The organism is Dyella sp. 01N36, assembly GCF_056399745.1.
Genome location: NZ_JBFTRY010000051.1, coordinates 1 through 20,084, shown reverse-complemented (window position 1 = coordinate 20,084; position 20,084 = coordinate 1). Strand labels below are relative to the sequence as shown.

Sequence of the window (20,084 nt, the reverse complement as noted above, 5' to 3'; positions counted from 1 at the left end):
CGATCACGCAGCGGCCGGTCTTCTGCACCGATTCGGCGATCGTGTCGAAGTCCAGCGGGGTCAGCGTGGCCACGTCGATGACTTCGGCGCTGATGCCTTCCTCAGCCAGCGCATCGGCGGCTTCCAGCGCTTCCTTCACCTGTGCGCCCCACGAGACGAGGGTGACGTCGGTGCCGTCGCGCAGCACGAAGCACACGTCCAACGGCAAGGCTTCGCCGTCATCGGGCACTTCTTCCTTGTACTGGCGGTAGATGCGCTTGGGCTCGAAGAACATCACCGGATCCGGATCGCGGATCGCGGCGAGCAGCAGGCCATAGGCACGCGCCGGCGACGACGGCATCACCACGCGCAGGCCCGGGATATTGGTGAACAGGTGCTCGTTCGCTTCCGAATGATGCTCCGGCGCGCGAATGCCGCCGCCCCACGGTGCGCGCCACACGGCCGGCACGGTGATGCGGCCGCGCGTGCGGTTGCGCATGCGCGCGGCGTGACAGGCGATCTGCTCCATCATCGGGTAGATGAAGCCTTCGAACTGCGCTTCGGCGACTGGCTTCATGCCCTGGGCAGCGAGGCCCACGGTGACGCCGGCAATGGTGGTTTCGTCCAGCGGCGTGTCGAGCACGCGCAGTTCGCCGAACTTTTCCTGCAGGCCCTGGGTGGCGCGGAACACGCCACCGTTCACGCCCACGTCTTCGCCCAGCACCATGACGCTCTCGTCGTGGGCCATTTCATAGGCGAGTGCCTGGGTGACGGCTTCGATAAGGGTGATCTGTGCCATGACTTAATGGGCCTTCTTGTCGAGCTGGATGGCGAGATCGCGCTGCTTGGCGAGATCGGCGGGGACTTCGGCGAAGGTGTAGTCGAACATCGCCGTGACCGGCTGGGTCTTGGTCTCGAGGTACGCGTTCACCTCGTTGTCCATCCAGTCGTCGCATTCCGCCTTCCAGGCTTCTTCCTTGGCGTCGTCCCACACGCCCTTGGCTACCAGCCAGTTGCGCAGGCGCTTCATCGGCTCCTTCGCCCAGGCGTCCTTCACTTCCTGCTCGCCACGGTAACGGCGCGCATCGTCGGCGGTGGTGTGATCGGACAGGCGATAGGTCACCGCCTCGATCACCGAACCACCCTGGCCGTTGCGTGCACGGTCCAGCGCGTCTTCCATCGCCTTGCGCACGGCGATGATGTCGTTGCCGTCGACTTGGATGGAGAACAGGCCGGCCGCGATACCCTTCTGCGCCAGCGTCGGTGCGCCGGACTGGATCTTGCGCGGCACCGAAATGGCCCACTGGTTGTTCACGATCACCGCCACCATCGGCAGGTTCTGCGCGCCGGTGATATTGATGGCGCCGTAGAAGTCACCCTTGGACGAACCACCGTCACCGATGGTGCACACGGCCACGCGCTTCTCGTTGCGGATCTTGAACGCCAGCGCGGAACCGGCGGCATGCAGGCACTGCGTGGCGATCGGCACCGACCAGGCAAAGTCGTGGCGGGCCGGTTCTTTCTGGTAGTCGTTGCCGCGCTCGTCGCCGCCCCAGTACATGTAGACCTCGCGCGGCTGCACGCCGCGATACAGCTGCGCGCCGTATTCGCGGTAGCTGGGGGCCAGCACGTCTTCGGGCTTCATGGCGCTGCCGATGCCCACATGCGCTGCTTCGTGACCCAGGCAGCTGGCATAGGTGCCCAGCTTGCCGGTGCGCTGCAGGGCGACCGACTTGGCGTCGAACACGCGGGTCGACAGCATCAGCTTGTACAGCTCGACCATGTGGTCGAGATCCTTGGCGAATTCAGGCAGATCGTCACGGACCTGCTTGCCTTCAGCATCGAGATACTGGAGGTATTCGATTTCAAACTTGGCGGCGATAGACACGACTCGCTCCCGGAGTGAGTAATGAGAAAGTGGGGTGCCGGGCGTCGGCGGCCCATCCAGTGGGGCCAGCAGCGGACGTAAAGCCCTGAGCAAGACGGAAATGATTACAGGGGGGCATGTTGCGCTGCAAGGCACGGTGCAGCATGCGGGGTGGTACGGGGTGGGCCCAAACACCGGTTACCATGACGCTTTTCCGTTACAGGGAAGGCCATGACCGAGAATCAGCGCGACCTCGAGGCCGGTATCGAACTCGACCTGAATGGTCGACTGACCTATGGCGGCTACCTGCGGCTGGACACCCTGCTGTCGGCCCAGCAACCGCTGAGCCAGCCGGCGCACCACGACGAAATGCTGTTCATCGTGCAGCACCAGGTGGCCGAGCTGTGGATGAAATTGATCATTCACGAGCTGAAGGCCGCCGTGGCGCACCTGCGCCGCGATGAGATCGATCCATGCCTGAAGATCCTGGCGCGCGTGAAACAGGTGCAGCGCCAGCTGTTCGAGCAATGGGGTGTGCTGGAAACGCTTACCCCCGCCGAGTACCTGGAATTTCGCGGTGTGCTCGGGCCTTCCTCGGGTTTCCAGTCGCTGCAGTACCGGCAGATCGAATTCCTGCTCGGCAACAAGAACGCGCAGATGCTGCAGGTGTTTGCGTACGATCCTGCGGCGCAGGACACGCTGCGCGCCGTGCTGGAAGCGCCCAGCCTGTACGACGAATTCCTCGGCTATCTGGCGCGGCGCGGCCACGACGTGCCGGGCGAGCTGACGCAACGCGACTGGTCCCAGCCTTATCAGCGGCATGACGGCCTGTTGCCCGTGCTCAAGCGCATTTACGAAAACCGTGCAACGTTCTGGCCCGAATACCACATGTGCGAACAGCTGGTGGATGTGGAAGAGAGTTTCCAGCTTTGGCGTTTCCGCCATATGAAAACGGTGGAGCGGATCATCGGACACCGGCGCGGTACCGGTGGTTCCTCCGGCGTGTCCTTCCTGAAAAAGGCGCTGGACCTGGAGTTTTTCCCGGAGTTGCTGGACGTGCGCACCGAACTGGGCACCTGATCGTGCGTGTCATCTTCGACATTCATCATTCGATAACTACTGACGGCGCGTGCAGCGCCGTTTCGTTTGCAAAGGGGCATGCATGAGCAACACCACTGAGACCGCGCACGCGTCGGCGCCTGATTTTCCGCAGACGCTGGGGCATCCGCGTCCGCTATGGATGTTGTTCATGACGGAGTTCTGGGAACGCTTCGCGTTTTACAGCGTCAGCTGGGCCCTGGCCTTGTACATCGTGGCGCATTTTTATCACGGCGATGCGTCCGGCGAAGCGTGGGCCAGCAAAATTTACGGAGCTTATACGGCGCTGATCTACGCCTCGAGCATTTTTGGCGGCTACGTGGCGGACAAGATCATCGGCTACCAGCGCTCGATCCTGATCGGCGCGGCGGTCATGGCGCTGGGCCTGTTCGTCGTGATGCTGCCAAGCAAGGACCTGTTCCTGTTTGGCCTGGCGATGGTCGTGGTGGGCAACGGCCTGTTCAAACCGAATATTTCCTCGATGGTCGGGCAGCTCTATGGCCCGACGGACGAACGCCGCGACCGTGGTTTCACTCTGTTCTACATGGGCATCAACGGCGGCGCGTTGCTGGCGCCGCTGCTCACCGGCTGGCTGGCGAGCTATTTCTCCGACACGCCGATGCAGGAGAACTACCGGATCGTGTTCGGCGCGGCCGGCGTGGGCATGGTGCTGAGCCTGTTCTGGTTCTGGTTTGGTCGCCGCGGGCTGCACGGGGTGGGTCGTCCGGCGCCAGAAGCGGCCAGCCGCATGCGTGTCCTATGGGTGCTGCTGGGCATCGTGGTGGCGGTGCCGCTGGTTTATCTGCTGCTGGCCTTTGTCGGCGCCAATGGCCTGCAGTGGCTGCTGGGCCTGCTGTTCATTGGCGTGGCGGCGATGTTGATCGTGGAGGCGATGCGCCACGACCGCGTGCAGCTGCATCGCGTGTACGCGATGCTGATCATCTTTGCGTTCAACATCCTGTTCTGGATGTTCTATTTCCAGCTCGGCACCTCGTTCAACTTCCTCGCGGCCAACATGGTCGATCGCGAAATGTTCGGCGGCTGGGTGTTCCCGGTGGGCTGGTTCCAGTCGGTGAGCCCATTAGCCATCATCGTGCTGGCACCGCTGGTGACCCAGGTGTGGTCGTTCCTGGCGCGACGCCACAAGGAGCCGTCGATTCCGCGCAAGTTCGGCCTCGGCTTGTTGTTCAACGGCCTGGGCTTCACCGCGCTGATGTATGCGCTCACCTATTCGGTCAACAGCAAGGGATTGATCCCGTTCTGGCCGCTGACGGCCTGCTATGTGCTGCAGACCATCGGTGAGCTGTGTCTGTCGCCGATCGGCCTGTCGATGGTGACCAAGCTGGCGCCGCCGCGCCTGGTGGGTCTGGCCATGGGCGGCTGGTTCCTGTCGCTGGCGGTGGGTGGCAACTTGTCGGGCCTGTTGGCCGGGCGCATCAGTGGCGAAAGTGGCATGACGGCCGCGTCTGCGCTGGCGGGTTTCACCTTCAGCTTCTGGCTGCTGGCAGGCGCAGGCGTCTTCCTCTTGCTGATCTCGCCGCTGATCAATCGCCTGATGCACAGGGTGCGATGAAGCAGGAGTAAGGGGAGAGGAGTGAGAAGTGAGAGTAGAGCTTGGTCTGCGGCTTTCTCTCACTTCTCACTCCTCTCAACTCACTCCTCGCTTTTTGGTGCAGTGCATTTGACGGGCGTTACGTGTCCCGGTTAGAAGTCGTTGCGCAAGAAATTACGACGGATGACGGCAGCACATGAGTACGAACACAACCAGCGCCTCGACGGTGCCTGACTACCCGCAGACCCTCGGTCACCCACGCCCGCTGTGGATGCTGTTCATGACGGAGTTCTGGGAGCGCTTTGCGTTCTATGGCATCCGCTGGGCGCTCACGCTGTACATCGTGGCGGCGTTCTTCAACGGCGATGCTTCCGGCCAGGCCTTCGCCAGCCGCACCTACGGCGCCTATCTGGCGCTGGTGTATGCCACCGCCGTGTTCGGCGGCTACGTGGCGGACAAGATCATCGGCTACCAGCGCTCCATCCTGCTGGGCGCCAGCGTGATGGCGGTGGGTCTGTTCATGATCATGTTGCCCAATGAGCAGATCTTCCTGGTGGGTCTGGCCACGATCATCGTCGGCAATGGCCTGTTCAAGCCGAACATTTCCTCGATGGTGGGGCAGCTCTACGCGCAGGGCGATTCGCGCCGCGACCGCGGTTTCACGCTGTTCTACATGGGCATCAACGGGGGTGCGCTGATCGCGCCGCTGCTCACCGGCTGGCTGGCCAGCCACTTCACCGAGACCCCGATGCAGCAGAACTACAAGCTGGTGTTCGGTGCCTCCGGCGTGGGCATGCTGATCAGCCTGCTGTGGTTCTGGATCGGTCGCCGCCAATTGAAGGGCGTGGGCCGTCCCGCACCCGACCAGGCCAACCGCATGCGCGTGGTCTACGTGTCGCTGGGCATGCTGGTGGCGATCCCGGTGTTCTACCTGCTGATGGCCAAGGCCGGCGCCGTGGTGCTGCAGTGGCTGCTTACTGCGCTGTTMGTCGGCGTGGGCGTGATGCTGGTGATCGAGGCGGTGCGCAATGGTCACGTGCAGGTGCAGCGCGTGATCGCCATGCTGATCATCTTTGCCTTCAACGTGCTGTTCTGGATGTTCTTCGAGCAGGCCGGCAGCTCGTTCAATTTCCTTGCGCAGAACATCGTGGATCGCCAGATGTTCGGCGGCTGGGAGTTCCCGGTGGGCTGGTTCCAGTCGGTCAATCCGGTGGCCATCGTGGTGCTGGCGCCGATCGTGTCGGTGGCCTGGGGCTTTCTGGACAAGCGGCGCATCGAGCCCTCGATTCCGCGCAAATTCGGCCTGGGTCTGCTCGGCAATGCGCTGGGCTTCGTGGTGCTGATGTATGCGCTGGATGAGCTGGTCAGCAGCGACGGCATGATTCCGTTCTGGCCGCTGGCGCTTTGCTATGTGCTGCAGACGGCGGGCGAGCTATGCCTGTCGCCAATCGGCTTGTCGATGACCACGAAACTCGCCCCAACGCGGCTGGTGGGCTTGGCGATGGGTGGCTGGTTCCTTTCCACCGCGATCGGCAACAACTTGTCCGGCTTGTTCGCCGGCCATATCAGCGGCGAGAGCGGCATGACCGTGGCCTCGGCGCTCAGCGGCTTCACCTTCAGCTTCTATCTGCTGGCGGGTGCCGGCGTGCTGCTGTTCGTGATCGCGCCGTTGATCAATCGGTTGATGCACGGGGTGAAGTAGGGGCGAAGGAGCAGCGTGCGCCCTTTCACTCGCCCCTGAGCGGTCACTTCGGCTCGATCGCCTGCAGCTTGTCCAGGATGCGCACCAGCCAGCTGCGCTCCTCGTCGTCCAGCTTGGACAGCAGGTTGCGCTCATGTTCGCGGGCCATCGGCGCTACGACTTCGTGAATGGCCCAGCCGGCCTCGCTCAGGCCCAGCACGGAGCGGCGCTTGTCGCCGTCGTGGATGGCGCGGGTGACCCAGCCGGTTTCCACCAGCTTGGACAGGGCGCGGCTCACGGCCACCTTGTCCATCAGGGTGCGCTCGGCCACCTCCCGCGCGGACAGGCCGTCGAAACGTGCCAGCACCGCCATCACGCGCCACTCCGTCATGCTCAGGTCGAAGCGGCGCTGATAGTCGTCGGCAATGGCCTGGCTGACCGCGTTGGACAGGATGGAGAGCCGGTAGGGCAGGAAATGTTCCAGCTCCAGCGGTGCGTGGTCGGGGTGATGTTCGTCGGGCACTGCTGCGGCGCTCCTTGCAAATGGTTTCATATGTAACTATAACGTAGGGCTTATGAGAATGGTCGCACGCTTGGACGTAGGCCATTGAGCAGCCATCCACCCGGAGAGCCCCATGAGCGCGCAGCCCAATCTTGGCATGCAGGTCACCACCTTCGAAAACCCCATGGGTATCGATGGGTTTGAATTCGTCGAATTCGCCGCGCCAGCCGGTCGCGGCCACGAGCTGCACACCTTGTTCAAGAAGATGGGTTTCAGCGCCGTGCTCAAGCACAAGTCGCGCCCGATCACGGTCTACCGCCAGGGCGGCGTGAACCTGCTGGTCAACGAAGACCCCGAATCCTACGCCGCCGAATTCGCCCAGGCCCATGGTCCATGCGCGGCCGGTTTCGCCATCCGCTTCCAGAAGCCGTCCAAGGACGTGCTCGGCGTGGTGCTCGGCAACGGCGGCGAAGCGGTCAACCAGAAGGCCGAAGCCACCAAGGCCGTGAACGCGCCCGCCGTGAAGGGCATCGGCGATTGCATGCTGTATCTGATCGACCGTTACGGCGACAAGGGCAGCATCTACGACGGCGACTACGAGCCGATCGCCGGCGCCGAGCAGCACCCGAAGGGTTTTGGCCTCACCTTCATCGATCACCTGACGCACAACCTCTACTTCGGCAACATGCAGAAGTGGTCCGATTACTACGAGCGCCTGTTCAACTTCCGCGAGATCCGCTACTTCGACATCAAGGGCGCCAAGACGGGTCTCGTGTCCAAGGCCATGACCGCGCCGGACGGCATCGTGCGCATTCCGCTCAACGAGTCGAGCGATCCGAAGTCGCAGATCAACGAATACCTCGACGCGTACCACGGCGAGGGCATCCAGCACATCGCCCTGTTCACCGACAATATCTACGAGACGGTGGAAGCGATGCGCGCGACGGGCGTGGAATTCCTCGACACGCCGGATACGTATTTCGACGTGATCGACATGCGCATCCCCAACCACGGCGAGGACGTGCCGCGCCTGGCCAAGAACAAGATCCTGATCGATGCCGACGTGGAGACCAAGCAGCGCAAGCTGCTGCAGATCTTCACGCAGAACAACATCGGCCCGATCTTCTTTGAGATCATCCAGCGCAAGGGCAACGAGGGCTTTGGCGAAGGCAACTTCCAGGCGCTGTTCGAGTCGATCGAACGCGACCAGATGAAGCGCGGCTTCCTGTAAGACTTGGCCACAAGGCCGCCCATGGAGGGCGGCCTTGGTGCCGCCGGTTCAGCGCCAGGAGCCGCCGCCGTGCAGCATGGTGAGGAACACGGCGCCGTAAAAGAACATCGCAAGCACCCACAGGATGATGCCGACCAGAATCAGCACGCCCTGGATCACGAAGTAAGTACGCAGCTTGGCAAGTGCTTCTTTCAGGGCGACGGCATCGCCGCTGAGCTGGGCACGCTCGATCGCCCCGGCCGACTGCATCACCAGCACGCCGATCCAGATCGGCAGCCAGGCGATGATGATGCCGACCAGGGTTATGGCGGTGAGGGCGCCCTGGATGATGAAGACGATGCCGACGAACTTCATCCATCCCTTGCCTGAAGCAAGCGGTTGGCTGAGGTCCTGGATCGAGGGATTCCCGGTAGCTTGGCCCAGCGAGGAGTACGAGTCGGACATGCGGTTTCCTTGAGTGTCATTGCAGTGAATGAACGTCGCCTCTTCCCTTGCGCGAGGCGGTGCCAACAGTCGTAAGCCAAGAGTAATAGGATCGCGTGGGTCGCGTTGTGACCTCTCGCCTCGGCAGATTGCGGAGCTTTCATGTCAGCCAGCCACCAGCAGTACCAAACAGGGTTCGCCAACGAATTCGCCACCGAGGCCTTGCCCGGCGCGCTGCCCGACGGGCAGAACTCGCCGCAGAGCGCGCCCCATGGCCTGTACGCGGAACAGCTTTCCGGCACGGCCTTCACGGCCCCGCGCCACAGCAATCGCCGCAGCTGGTTGTATCGCATCCGCCCCGCGGCCATGCACCATCCGTTCGAGGCGATGCCCGACGGCCGCTTTCACAACCGCTTCAACGAGGTGCCGGCTAACCCCAACCAGTTGCGCTGGAGCCCGTTCCCGCTGCCGACCAAGCCCACCGATTTCCTCGATGGCCTGTTCACCGTTGCGGGCAACGGCGGTGCGGCGGACCAGACCGGCGTGGGTATCCACGTCTATGCCGCCAATCGGTCGATGCAGGGCCGCTACTTCTACAACGCCGACGGCGAGCTGCTGATCGTGCCGCAACAAGGGCGCCTGAAACTGGCGACCGAGATGGGCGTCATCGAGCTTGAACCGCTGGAAATCGCCGTGATTCCGCGCGGCGTGCGTTTTCGCGTGGAGCTGCTGGACGACAGCGCGCGCGGTTACATCGCCGAAAACTTCGGCGCGATGCTGCGTCTGCCCGATCTGGGCCCGATCGGCAGCAACGGCCTGGCCAACCCGCGCGATTTCCTCACGCCGGTGGCGGCGTTTGAAGATGTCGAAGGCAAGTTCGAACTCGTCGCCAAGTTCCAGGGCAAGCTGTGGAGCGCGGCGATCGATCATTCGCCACTGGACGTCGTSGCCTGGCACGGCAATTACGCGCCGTACAAATACGACCTGCGCCGCTTCAACACCATCGGCTCGATCAGCTTCGATCATCCCGACCCGAGCATCTTCCTGGTGCTGCATTCGGCCAGCGACAGCGAAGGCGTGAGCAACATGGACTTCGTGATTTTTCCGCCGCGCTGGCTGGTGGCGCAGCACACCTTCCGTCCGCCCTGGTTCCATCGCAATATCGCTAGCGAGTTCATGGGCTTGATCACCGGCGAGTACGACGCCAAGGCCGAAGGCTTTTCGCCGGGCGGCGCCTCGCTGCACAATTCCATGAGCGGTCACGGTCCCGATGCGGCCACGTATGAGAAGGCGTCGACGCGCGATCTGTCGCAGGCCGATGTCATCACGGGCACCATGGCCTTCATGTTCGAGACGCGCCGCGTGATTCATCCGACCAGGCAAGCGCTGGAATCGCCGGAGCTGCAGGGCAATTACTACGAATGCTGGCAGGGCATCCAAAAGCATTTCGGCGGAGCTTGAAGCGATGACGTTGCGCCGGTTCTGCCTGTTGTGGCTATGCGTGATGCTGGCGTCGTGCCAGTCGCACGACGAGGCACCGGCGCAGGCTCCCGCGTCGACCGCGACGGCACCCGGTGATCGCGACGCGCTGAGTCAGGCCCGTTGGCAGGGCTTTGGCGACATGCGTTTTGGCATGGACGAGCCGTCGTTCCGCAAAGCCTGGGGCGGCGAGTTGAAGGGCGGGGCGCAAGTGGGCTCCGATTGCGCCATGTACGCTCCGGTGTGGGCGAAGCCGCCATTCGAACTCACCTTCATGCTCGAGCACGGTCGTTTCGTTCGCTATGACGTGCGTGGCGACAAAGAAACGGCGCCGGGCGGTGGCAAGGTCGGCATGGCCAAGGCGGACGTGATGGCGCTCTATGCGGGCAAGGTCAAGCAAGGGGCGAACAATTACGATCCGGACGCCAGCGTGTTTCGTGTGGATGGTGAGAGCGGTGCCGTGCTGATCTTCGACATCGGCGCCGACGGCAAGGTAAAGGCGTGGCGCGTGGGCGTGCCGCCACAAATCGATTACGTGGAAGGGTGCAGCTGAGAGCTGCCCGTTGGAGCGATAGCATGAAATTGGGTTCATTGAAGGAAGGCGGTCGGGACGGCACGCTGATCGTCGTCAATCGCGCGCTGACCCAGGCGGTCAAGGCCACCGGCATCGCGCCGACGCTGCAGGCTGCGCTGGATGACTGGTCGAGTGCCGCGCCGCGCCTGAACGCGCTGTACGAAGAATTGAATGGAGGCACCGCAACTGGTGCCTTCGCGCTCGACATGCAGGCGCTTGCCTCGCCGCTGCCGCGCGCCTACGAATTCGTCGACGGCAGTGCCTATCTGCCGCATGTCGAGCGCGTGCGGCGCGCACGTGGCGCCGAGGTGCCGGAGTCGTTCTACACCGATCCGCTGATGTATCAGGCCACCAGTGCCGGCTTCCTGGGTCCGCGTGATCCGGTGGTCGTGCCGAGCGAGGACTACGGCATCGATCTGGAAGCCGAGGTGGTGGTGGTCACGGACGATGTGCCGATGGCGCTGACGCCTGCGCAGGCCGCGGCGCATATCCAGTTGGTGGGTCTGGTCAACGATGTCTCGCTGCGCGGCCTGATTCCCGGCGAGCTCGCCAAGGGTTTCGGTTTTCTGCAATCCAAGCCGCGCTCCGCGCTGTCGCCGGTGTTGGTGACGCCGGACGAACTGGGCGACGCCTGGCAGGACGAAAAACTGCATCTGCCGATGCGCACCTGGCTCAACGGCAAGTGGTTCGGCGAGGCCGAGTGCGGCGTCGACATGCAGTTCAATTTCGCCCAGCTGGTGGCGCACGCGGCCAAGACGCGTCCGCTCACGGCAGGCACCATCGTCGGCTCCGGTACCATCGCCAACGAAGACACCGGCAAGGGCGCCTCGTGCCTGGCCGAGCAGCGCACGGTGGAGACCCTGCGTGACGGCAAGCCGAGCACGCCATTCCTGAGCTTTGGCGACACGCTGCGCATCGATGTGACCGATGCCTCGGGCGCGTCGATCTTCGGCTCGATCGAACAGGCCATCGCGCCGCTCTAGCGCTGAGTCCACCGGCCCGCCGTCGCCTTGCGCGGCGGCGGGCGGCAAAGTGACGCGCCACGATGATGCCCATCAGGCGCTGGTCGGGACCCGGCGACGATACTGTCGCCCATGCGTCAACCTACCATCGCGCCCGAGTTCGATCCCCGGCTCATTGCCCGCTACGACGTGGCCGGCCCGCGCTACACCAGCTATCCCACGGCACCGCAGTTCCATGACGGCTTCGGCGAATCCGCATTGCGTCGAGCCGTGCACGATTCCAACGAACGCGCTGGCCCCCTGTCGATCTATGTGCACGTGCCGTTCTGCTTCAGTCCGTGCTTCTACTGCGGCTGCAATCGCGTGATCACCCGCGATGCGCGCAAGGCGACGCAGTATCTGGACTATCTGGAAAAGGAGCTCGCACTGCTTGGTCCGTTGTTTGAACGCGGGCGGGAAGTGCGACAACTTCACCTCGGTGGAGGCACGCCGAGCTTTCTCGATATCGCCCAGATGCAACGCCTGTTCGAGATGCTCGAGCGACACTTCGATATGCAGCAGTCGTGCTCACGCGAGTGRGGCATCGAGATCGATCCGCGTGACGTCGATGCGACTTATATCCGCGAGCTCGGCCGACTAGGCTTCAATCGCATCTCGGTGGGCATCCAGGATTTCGACGCCGCCGTGCAGAAGGCAGTCAATCGCGTGCAGAGCGTGGCGCAGACGGCCGAAGTATTGAGTGCGGCGCGCGATTGGGGATTCACCTCGGCGAGCGTCGACCTCATCTACGGGCTCCCGCGCCAGACGCTCGATGGTTTTGATCGAACGCTGGACGAGGTGATCGCGCTGTCGCCGGATCGCGTGGCGATCTACGGCTATGCGCACCTCCCGCATTTGTTCAAGGCCCAACAGCGGATCAACGATGGCGACCTGCCCGACGCAGCCACTCGCCTGGCGCTGCTGGGGCTGGCCTGGGAAAAGCTGGGTGCGGCGGGCTACGTGTATATCGGCATGGACCACTTTGCGCGCACGGACGACGAACTCGCGCGCGCCCAGCGTGAAGGAACCCTGCAACGAAACTTCCAGGGTTATTCCACGCATGGCGATTGCGACATCGTGGGATTGGGTGTCAGCGCCATCGGCCGCATCGCCGACACCTACAGCCAGAACGCCCGCGATCTGCTCAGTTACTACGCGGCGTTGGAGGCGGGCCAGCTGCCGGTGAAGAAGGGCATCGAGCTGAGCCGCGACGATATGGTGCGTCGCCAGTTGATCGGTGAACTGATGTGTCACGGCACACTGGACATGCGGGAGTTCGGCGAACGTCACGGCCTGCACTTCGAGGCTCACTTCGCCCAGGACCTGGATCGCTTGCAGCCCCTGATCGATGACGGCCTGGTGGCGCGGCATGGCGACGACATCCAGGTGACGCCGCGCGGCAGGCCGCTGCTGCGGAATATTGCGATGTGCTTTGACGCCTATCTGGGCAAGAGTGCCGCTAGGCCACGCTACTCGCGCACGATCTGAACCCGTCGGCCCGGGCGGCCTATCGTCCTGACGGCCGTCGGCATGTTCTACTTGTGGACCCCATCCAACGAGGTGTCCCATGTCCAACGTCACGCTCAAAGGCAATCCGGTCCAGGTCGACGGTCATTTCCCGTCCAAGGGTGAAGCGGCACCGGCCTTCTCGCTGGTCGGCAAGGACCTTGCCGACGTCACGCTCGCCAGCTTCGACGGCAAGCGCAAAGTGTTGAACATCTTTCCGAGTGTCGACACGCCGACCTGCGCCATGTCTGTGCGTCACTTCAACCAGGACGCCAGCCAGCTAAACAATGCGGTCGTTCTGTGCATCTCCGCCGACCTGCCGTTTGCGCAGGCGCGCTTCTGCGGCGCGGAAGGCCTCAGCAACGTGGTGACGCTGTCGACGCTGCGCGGTCACGACTTCCTCAAGAATTATGGCGTGTCGATTGCGTCCGGCCCGCTGTCGGGTCTGGCGGCGCGTGCCGTGGTGGTGCTCGACGAGCACAACAAGGTCGTGCATAGCGAACTGGTGGGCGAGATCGCGCACGAGCCCAACTATGACGCCGCGCTCGCCGCGCTGGGCTGAGTCGCTTCGCCCCACATCCATGGGCGCGGTGCGATGGCGTGTTGCGCGCCAGGGCGAGAAAAACAAAAGCCGGGCAATGCCCGGCTTTTGCATTCACAGCGATGCGCTTGGCTTACTTGGCAGCCATCATCGCCACCGTCATGTCGAGCATGCGGTTGGAGAAGCCCCACTCGTTGTCGTACCACGACAGCACCTTGACCAGCGTGCCTTCCATGACGCGCGTCTGCGTGGCGTCATAGGTGGACGAAGCCGGGTTGTGGTTGAAGTCGATCGACACCAGCGGCTTGGTGTTGACGGCCAGGATGCCCTTCAGCGGGCCATTGGCGGCTTCGTTGATCACCTGGTCGATCTCTTCCTTGGTGGTCGGACGCGCCGCGTCAAACACCAGGTCGACCACCGACACGTTGATGGTCGGCACGYGGATGGCGAAACCGTCGAGCTTGCCGTTGAGCTCCGGCAGCACCAGGCCTACCGCGGCGGCGGCGCCGGTCTTGGCGGGGATCTGCGAGTGCGTGGCCGAACGGGCGCGGCGCAGGTCCGAGTGATAGACGTCCGTCAGCACCTGGTCGTTGGTGTAGGCGTGGATGGTCGTCATCAGGCCGCGCTGGATGCCGATCTTCTCGTGCAGCACCTTGGCCAGCGGAGCGAGGCAGTTGGTGGTGCACGAAGCGTTGGAGATCACTTCCAGCTTGGAGGTGAGCTTGTCGTCGTTGACGCCGATGACGAAGGTGCCGTCCACGTCCTTGTCGCCCGGGGCGGAGATGATCACCTTCTTGGCGCCGGCGGCGAGATGCGCGCTGGCCTTGGCCTTGGAGGTGAACAGGCCGGTGCATTCCAGCACCACGTCGACGCCCAGGGCGCCCCACGGCAGCTTGGACGGGTCACGCTCGGCGCAGACCTTGATGCGGTCGCCGTTGACGATCAGATCGCCGCCGTCCACCGTCGCGGTGCCCGGGAACTTGCCGTGGGCGGTGTCGTACTGGGTCAGGTGCGCATTGGTCTCGGCGTCGCCGAGGTCATTGATTGCAACGATCTGGATCTCGTTGGTGCGACCCGCTTCGTACAGCGCGCGCAGGATGTTGCGGCCAATGCGACCGTAACCATTGATGGCGACCTTGATTGCCATGGGACAGCGTCCTCCGATGGGATGGCGAAAGTAGCGGCTGTGGGACCGCCGTAAAACCGTCATTTTAGCCTGAACCGGCCGGGCGGTCCCATCCGGGCCGCGGTTTCCCCCGGAAGGGGCTGTTCAGGGGAGCCCAGAAGCGCTTGAATCGGCTACTTTCGGGCAGCGGCCCGAGCAGGAGAGTGGTATGAGCGAGGCAGAACAGAGCTTTGGGATCACCCTGGAGCAGGTGTCGGACTATGAATTCCGCGTCCGTTTCGACGGCACGGCGATTCCCGACCTCATCACCGACGAAACCTCGCCGCTGGGTGGCGATGCGGGGCCCAACCCCACGCACCTGATTGCCACCGCCGTGGCCAACTGCCTGGCGGCCAGCCTGTTGTTCGCGCTGCGCAAGTACAAGAACTCACCCGGCAAGATCGGCGCCAAGGCCAAGCTCACCATGACCCGCAACGAGCACGGCCGGCTGCGCGTCACCCACATCGGCGTGGACCTGCAGCTGGCCGACAAGGCGGAAGTGCTCGCGCATCTCGATCGCGCGCTGGCGCAGTTCGAGGATTTCTGCATCGCCACGCAGAGCGTGCGCCAGGGCATCAAGGTGGATGTGAGCGTGCACGACGGGGAAGGGAAGCTGCTCCCGCTGCCGGAGACCGTCTGACCGAGGTTGGCGCGGAGCTGTCACGAGGCTGTGGCAGACTTCGCTTTTCCCCTGACAAGATCCACTGCACCATGCCATTCCTGCGCCGAACTGCCGCTGCCGCTTTCATCTGCCTCGCCCTGACGCCCGCTGTCCATGCCTGGGGCCAGCTAGGCCATAGCGTGGTGGCCGATCTGGCCCAGCGTCACCTGAGCCCGGCGGCGGAAGCGGCAGTGGAGCGCCTGCTGGCGCCCGAGCACACCAAGGCGCTGGCCGACATCGCCAGCTGGCCGGATGAAATCCGCAACGACCCGACCAAGGACGCGTTGTGGAAGCAGACGCGCGCACTGCACTACGTCGACTTCACCGCCGGCGACTGCAATTACACGCCGCCGCGCGACTGCAAGGATGGACAGTGCGTGGTCGAGGGCATCGACCATTACGTGAAGATCCTTGGCGACAAGAGCCAGTCGGATGCAACGCGACTGGAGGCGCTGAAGTTCGTGGTGCACTTCATCGGCGACGAGCATCAGCCGCTGCACGGTGGTTCGCGCGACGACAAGGGCGGCAACGCCTACCAGGTGCAGTTCCAGGACAAGGGCACCAACCTGCATAGCGTGTGGGACTCGGGCCTGCTCAAGACCCGCGGCCTGGACTACAAGGCCTACGCTGACAAGCTGGAGGCCGAAGGCACCGTCACCCTGCCCAAGCCGATCGCGCCGTTCGACAACGCGTACGCGCAGTGGGCCGAAGAGTCGTGCACAATCTCGCGCGACATCTATCCCGATGGCCACAAGATCGATCAGGCCTATGTGGAGAAGGAGCTGCCGATCGCCGAGCTGCGCCTGCGCGAAGCGGGCCGTCGCCTTGCCGAGGTGCTCAACCTGACGCTTGCCAAGGGCTGAGTGGGCGAACGTTACGGCGCGGCACTCGTTGTCGCGCCGTTGCTGCCCGGACCGATGTTGCGGTCGAGAAAGTCCAGCAGTTTGTTGTACATCGCCAGGCGATGTTCCTGCAGGAAGAAGCCATGCCCCTCCTGCGCCTCGGTCAGCGATTCGTAGTGCTTTCCCTGCTTGTCCAATGCCGAGGTGAAGACGTTGAAGTTGGCGTACGGGGCGCGCGCATCGAGACCGCCATGGATCAGTAAAAGATTGGCCTTGATGCGGTCTACGCCGGCCAAGGGCGAGCGGCGCAACAGCTCGGCGCGATCGTCTCCGAGCACGATCTTCAGGTAGTCGACGCCCGCGTCGGAGCGCTTGGTGTCGCTCTTGTCCAGCTGGATGCGCAGGTCGTAGATACCGGCATAGCCAATGGCGCATCGATACAGGTCGGGCTCGCGTACCGCACCCTCTAGAGCGGCATAGCCACCATAGCTGGTGCCATAGATGCAGATGCGCTGGGCATCGGCATGGCCTTCATGGATGGCCCAGCGGGTGGCGTCGGTCAGGTCGTCTTGCATCGAGGCTCCCCACTGGCGATAGCCGAGCGCCTCAAAATGCGAGCCGAAACCGCCTGAGCCGCGGTAGTTCACTTGCAGCACGGCATAACCACGTGATGCCAATAGCTGCGTCTCCTCATCGAAGTCCCAGCGATCGGCGACACCATGCGGGCCGCCATGTGGAACCACGACCAAGGGGAAGGGGCCGCGGCCCGATGGCTCGGTGAGAAAGCCGTGCAAGGTCACGCCGTCGCGCGCCGCCAGTTCGACTGGCGTCATCGCGTGCATCTGCTTGGGCGAAAGCCAGCGACGTTCGCTGAAGAGGTAGCGGGCCTGCTGCTTGTCCAGATCGAACAAGTAGTAATCGCCTGGATCGCGATCGCCGCTGACTTTGACGATGGCAAGCCCGCCATCGTCGGTAAACGAGGTGAGCTCGACCAACTGACCAGGGAAACTCTTGCCCACCGCTACGCTGATTTGTGCTTCATGACTGGCGGGGTCGAGGTAGTGCATGCCGCGCGCGCCATCATTGGTGACGATGCCATAGACGTCCTTGCCGTCCGCCGTGGCGAGGCCGGCGCCGGGATCGCCAAAGACGCCGCGGTAGACCGGGCTACGCTGGCCGGTCTGCAGATCGAGCAGCTCGACCGAACTGGGGCCTTCCTCATGCGACACCAGCACGTAGAGCCGGTGGTCATCGCGCTGAAAACTGAGCGGCACGATCGAGACCCCGGTCTTGCCCGAGTCGTTGAATAAGCTCCAGTCCTTGCCGGCCTCGCGCAGCCACAACTTGGGCCGATGATAAGTACCGCCGAGTGCGGCGCGCGGCTCACCCTGGTGATCCACGATGATGTCCGTATCCGGCGCCGGGCCGCCGATCACGCGCTTGCTGTCGCCGCTGACTGTATCCAGGCGCTCGATCGAGGGCACGCTGCCGGCCGGGTCATCGGTAAACGGTTGGGTCTGCACTAGCAGGTAGCGGCCATCCTGCAGCGGGGTTGTATCGATCAACCTCGCATAGGCCTCGCGACGCTGGCCGCCATGCAGCATGTGATTGCTGTCGGCATACGTGCCGCCGCGCGCGCCGAACAGGTAAACACCGTGGCTGCCATCGGCATCGAAGGCGATCAGCTCGCCGGTGTATCCGGGCTTTTCCAGGCTGCTGGTGCGCACGGCCAGCGCCATGACCAGGCGGTGGTCGTTGACCCAACGGTAGCGCCGGATCATGGTGCGGCTGCCGGAGCGGATGGTCGCCACCGGTTTGCTGGTGGCCGTATCGATGACGGCCAGCATGTTTTCGTACGGGGTGTCCGGTCGCGGCACCAGCGCCGCGATGTGCTTGCCGTCGGGTGCGAGTTGCACCTCGCTGAACTCGGCGGGGCGGATGAAATCGCTCACCGACGGCGGGGTGTTGGCGGCGCCCTCAGTGGACGACGCCGAGACGGGCGCCACGCAGGCAGCAACCATGGCGGCCAACAAGGCCGTGCGGATGAAACGTGGCATGAGCGTTCCCCTTAAGTCCCTTTCGCGGATCCCTCCATCCGCCCGGCGATGCTAGCGCATGGCCGATGGGCTGTCGCAAGTCCATGCGACGTGCAGGGGTGTCATCCGTGGCTGATCATTTTTCTAGCATGTTTGGTGCGGCGCAAAATGAAATGGCGCCGCCTAGGAGGGCGCCGCAAAGGCGGCTGCTGCCCGATGCCTCTGCGGCCATTGAAGATCGGCAGAGTGGAATTGAAGACGGCTCGCCATGACACCAGTGTTTGGACGTCTCTGCGTCCATCGAGCAGACCAGTTATTTGTCTTGACCCCATTCTCACTGTCAATGCGCAATACCAGTGCAGGCCTGTGGTACGCATGCCACAAGCAGTCCACTTGGGCAAAGGAAAACAGGACAAAAAAGCCTGCGCCAACCCTCTGGAAGATCCGCGTGATTTTGCTAGTCTCGATGTATGACTACTGAAAATCCGCTGCGCCGCACAAAAATTGTTGCCACCCTCGGTCCTGCTACCGATGCGCCTGGCATGCTCGAAAAAATCATCGCCGAAGGCGTGGATGTGGTTCGCCTGAACCTCTCCCATGGCCAGCCGGACGATCACCGCGCCCGCGCGGTGGCCGTGCGTGATGCGGCGACCAAGCTGGGTCGCGAGGTAGGCGTGCTCGCCGACCTGCAAGGTCCGAAGATTCGCGTCGAGCGTTTCGCCAACGGCCCGATCGAACTCAAAGTGGGCGACAGTTTCGTGCTCGATTGCAGCCCGGGCGCGCCGCTGGGCGATACCACGCGCGTCGGCGTCAGCTATTACGACCTGCCCAAGGACGTCTCCGCCGGCGACGTGCTGCTGCTCGACGACGGTCTCGTCGCGCTCACCGTCGAGGCGGTGGTCGGCCAGGAAATCCGCTGCCGTGTGCTGATCGGCGGCAAGTTGTCCGATCGCAAGGGCCTCAATCGCCAGGGCGGTGGCCTGTCCGTGACCGCACTGTCGGAGAAGGACAAGTCAGACATCAAGCTCGCCGCCGAAATCGGCTGCGACTTCCTCGCCGTGTCCTTCGTGCGCTCCGCCGACGACATGCACGAGGCACGTCGCCTGCTCGAAGAAGCCGGTGGCAAGGCCTCGCTGGTGGCCAAGATCGAACGCGCCGACGCCATTCCGGTGCTCGGCGAAATCATCGACGCCTCCGATGTGGTGATGGTGGCGCGTGGCGACCTGGGTGTGGAAATCGGCGATGCCGAGCTGCCGGGCCTGCAGAAGAAGATCATCCGCGAGTCGGTGCAGCGCAATCGCGCTGTGATCACCGCCACGCAGATGCTGCAGTCGATGGTGCGCTCGCCCATCCCGACCCGCGCCGAAGTGATGGACGTGGCCAACGCCGTCATCGACGGTACCGATGCGGTGATGTTGTCGGAAGAATCCGCCGCCGGCGCGCATCCGGACAAGGCCGTGGCCGCGCTGCGCCGCATCTGCCTGGGCGCCGAACGCCAGTTCGAGCCGAAGGAAGATCCCGCCACGCAGGGTCATCTGCTCGATCGTACCGACCAGGCCATTGCGCTCGCAGCGATGGTGCTGGCCAGCCAGCTCGGCGTACGCGCCATCGTCGCGTTGACCGAGTCGGGCGCCACGGCGCAGTGGCTCTCGCGTTATCGCAGCGCGGTGCCGATCTATGCGCTGTCGCCGTTCGACGATGCGCGCCGCCGCATGTCCATCTTCCGCGACGTCACCGCGGTGAAGTTCACGCATATCTCGCAGACGCCGGCCGGTTCGGCGCGCGACGCGGTGCGCCAGCTGTTCCTCGCCGGCAAGCTCGTCGAGGGCGATCGCGTGGTGCTGACCCATGGCGATCACATCGGCCAGGGCGGCGGCACCAACACCCTCAAGCTGCTCTCGGTGGGCGCTGAAGGCGTGGTGGAGTGCCTGCGCGACCTCTAAGCG

18 protein-coding genes are annotated in these 20,084 nt (G+C 63.8%); 12 read left to right on the top strand and 6 right to left on the bottom strand.

Features of this window, described 5'->3' with window-relative positions; translation table 11 throughout:
* A partial coding sequence (locus AC1DMG_RS10885; protein WP_477180511.1) for an alpha-ketoacid dehydrogenase subunit beta occupies positions 1–778 on the bottom strand: 778 nt, incomplete at its 3' end.
* A gap of 3 nt (positions 779–781) precedes the next feature.
* Positions 782–1,867 carry a pyruvate dehydrogenase (acetyl-transferring) E1 component subunit alpha gene (gene pdhA, locus AC1DMG_RS10880; RefSeq protein ID WP_204636063.1) on the bottom strand — a complete coding sequence of 362 codons (1,086 nt, stop codon included), beginning with the start codon at positions 1,865–1,867 and terminating at the stop codon, positions 782–784.
* A 210-nt stretch (positions 1,868–2,077) separates the two neighbouring features.
* Here pdhA and AC1DMG_RS10875 point away from each other — a divergent pair, with 210 nt between their 5' ends.
* The 3 genes from AC1DMG_RS10875 (at position 2,078) to AC1DMG_RS10865 (ending at position 6,198) form a co-directional block, all read left to right on the top strand.
* On the top strand, positions 2,078–2,926 hold the full coding sequence (locus tag AC1DMG_RS10875) for a tryptophan 2,3-dioxygenase (RefSeq protein ID WP_441604701.1): 849 nt from the start codon (positions 2,078–2,080) through the stop codon (positions 2,924–2,926).
* Between the two features lie 82 nt (positions 2,927–3,008).
* Positions 3,009–4,517 (top strand): peptide MFS transporter, encoded by a 1,509-nt coding sequence (locus tag AC1DMG_RS10870; protein ID WP_441604700.1) that lies wholly within the window; start codon positions 3,009–3,011, stop codon positions 4,515–4,517.
* Between the two features lie 175 nt (positions 4,518–4,692).
* Positions 4,693–6,198, top strand: coding sequence for a peptide MFS transporter (locus tag AC1DMG_RS10865; RefSeq protein WP_477180510.1), 1,506 nt, complete (start codon positions 4,693–4,695; stop codon positions 6,196–6,198).
* A gap of 43 nt (positions 6,199–6,241) precedes the next feature.
* Here AC1DMG_RS10865 and AC1DMG_RS10860 read toward each other — a convergent pair whose 3' ends face one another.
* The gene (locus AC1DMG_RS10860) at positions 6,242–6,730 is read right to left on the bottom strand and encodes a MarR family winged helix-turn-helix transcriptional regulator (protein WP_046972790.1); all 489 of its coding nucleotides are present in this window, start codon (positions 6,728–6,730) and stop codon (positions 6,242–6,244) included.
* Between the two features lie 82 nt (positions 6,731–6,812).
* Between AC1DMG_RS10860 and hppD the strand changes: the two genes are divergently transcribed.
* Positions 6,813–7,910 carry a 4-hydroxyphenylpyruvate dioxygenase gene (hppD, locus tag AC1DMG_RS10855; RefSeq protein ID WP_441604698.1) on the top strand — a complete coding sequence of 366 codons (1,098 nt, stop codon included), beginning with the start codon at positions 6,813–6,815 and terminating at the stop codon, positions 7,908–7,910.
* A 48-nt stretch (positions 7,911–7,958) separates the two neighbouring features.
* On the opposite strand, the gene AC1DMG_RS10850 is transcribed toward hppD, so the two are convergent.
* The gene (locus tag AC1DMG_RS10850) at positions 7,959–8,354 is read right to left on the bottom strand and encodes a DUF5362 domain-containing protein (RefSeq protein WP_441604697.1); all 396 of its coding nucleotides are present in this window, start codon (positions 8,352–8,354) and stop codon (positions 7,959–7,961) included.
* A 141-nt stretch (positions 8,355–8,495) separates the two neighbouring features.
* Between AC1DMG_RS10850 and hmgA the strand changes: the two genes are divergently transcribed.
* The 5 genes from hmgA to tpx all read left to right on the top strand — a co-directional run bounded on the left by hmgA (position 8,496) and on the right by tpx (position 13,455).
* Positions 8,496–9,794: a homogentisate 1,2-dioxygenase gene (hmgA, locus tag AC1DMG_RS10845; RefSeq protein ID WP_441604696.1), complete on the top strand. Its 1,299-nt coding sequence runs from the start codon at positions 8,496–8,498 to the stop codon at positions 9,792–9,794.
* Positions 9,795–9,798: 4 nt separating this feature from the next.
* Entirely contained in the window at positions 9,799–10,365 is a 567-nt protein-coding gene (locus AC1DMG_RS10840) for a lectin (protein ID WP_441604695.1), read from the top strand.
* 23 nt (positions 10,366–10,388) lie between these two features.
* Positions 10,389–11,369: a fumarylacetoacetate hydrolase family protein gene (locus AC1DMG_RS10835; protein ID WP_441611160.1), complete on the top strand. Its 981-nt coding sequence runs from the start codon at positions 10,389–10,391 to the stop codon at positions 11,367–11,369.
* A 111-nt stretch (positions 11,370–11,480) separates the two neighbouring features.
* Entirely contained in the window at positions 11,481–12,875 is a 1,395-nt protein-coding gene (hemN, locus tag AC1DMG_RS10830) for an oxygen-independent coproporphyrinogen III oxidase (RefSeq protein ID WP_477180509.1), read from the top strand.
* Positions 12,876–12,954: 79 nt separating this feature from the next.
* Positions 12,955–13,455 carry a thiol peroxidase gene (gene tpx, locus AC1DMG_RS10825; RefSeq protein ID WP_441604692.1) on the top strand — a complete coding sequence of 167 codons (501 nt, stop codon included), beginning with the start codon at positions 12,955–12,957 and terminating at the stop codon, positions 13,453–13,455.
* Positions 13,456–13,567: 112 nt separating this feature from the next.
* Here the strand turns inward: tpx and gap are convergent, their stop codons facing one another.
* A complete protein-coding gene (gene gap / locus AC1DMG_RS10820; RefSeq protein WP_477180508.1) occupies positions 13,568–14,581 on the bottom strand; it encodes a type I glyceraldehyde-3-phosphate dehydrogenase in 1,014 nt (337 codons plus the stop codon).
* A 187-nt stretch (positions 14,582–14,768) separates the two neighbouring features.
* Between gap and AC1DMG_RS10815 the strand changes: the two genes are divergently transcribed.
* Both AC1DMG_RS10815 and AC1DMG_RS10810 read left to right on the top strand, forming a co-directional pair.
* On the top strand, positions 14,769–15,239 hold the full coding sequence (locus tag AC1DMG_RS10815; protein WP_441604690.1) for an OsmC family protein: 471 nt from the start codon (positions 14,769–14,771) through the stop codon (positions 15,237–15,239).
* A 71-nt stretch (positions 15,240–15,310) separates the two neighbouring features.
* The gene (locus AC1DMG_RS10810) at positions 15,311–16,123 is read left to right on the top strand and encodes a S1/P1 nuclease (RefSeq protein ID WP_441604689.1); all 813 of its coding nucleotides are present in this window, start codon (positions 15,311–15,313) and stop codon (positions 16,121–16,123) included.
* Positions 16,124–16,134: 11 nt separating this feature from the next.
* Here the strand turns inward: AC1DMG_RS10810 and AC1DMG_RS10805 are convergent, their stop codons facing one another.
* Entirely contained in the window at positions 16,135–18,159 is a 2,025-nt protein-coding gene (locus AC1DMG_RS10805) for an alpha/beta hydrolase family protein (protein ID WP_441604688.1), read from the bottom strand.
* Between the two features lie 449 nt (positions 18,160–18,608).
* Between AC1DMG_RS10805 and pyk the strand changes: the two genes are divergently transcribed.
* Positions 18,609–20,081: a pyruvate kinase gene (pyk, locus tag AC1DMG_RS10800; protein WP_441604687.1), complete on the top strand. Its 1,473-nt coding sequence runs from the start codon at positions 18,609–18,611 to the stop codon at positions 20,079–20,081.
* Positions 20,082–20,084 lie beyond the last annotated feature (3 nt).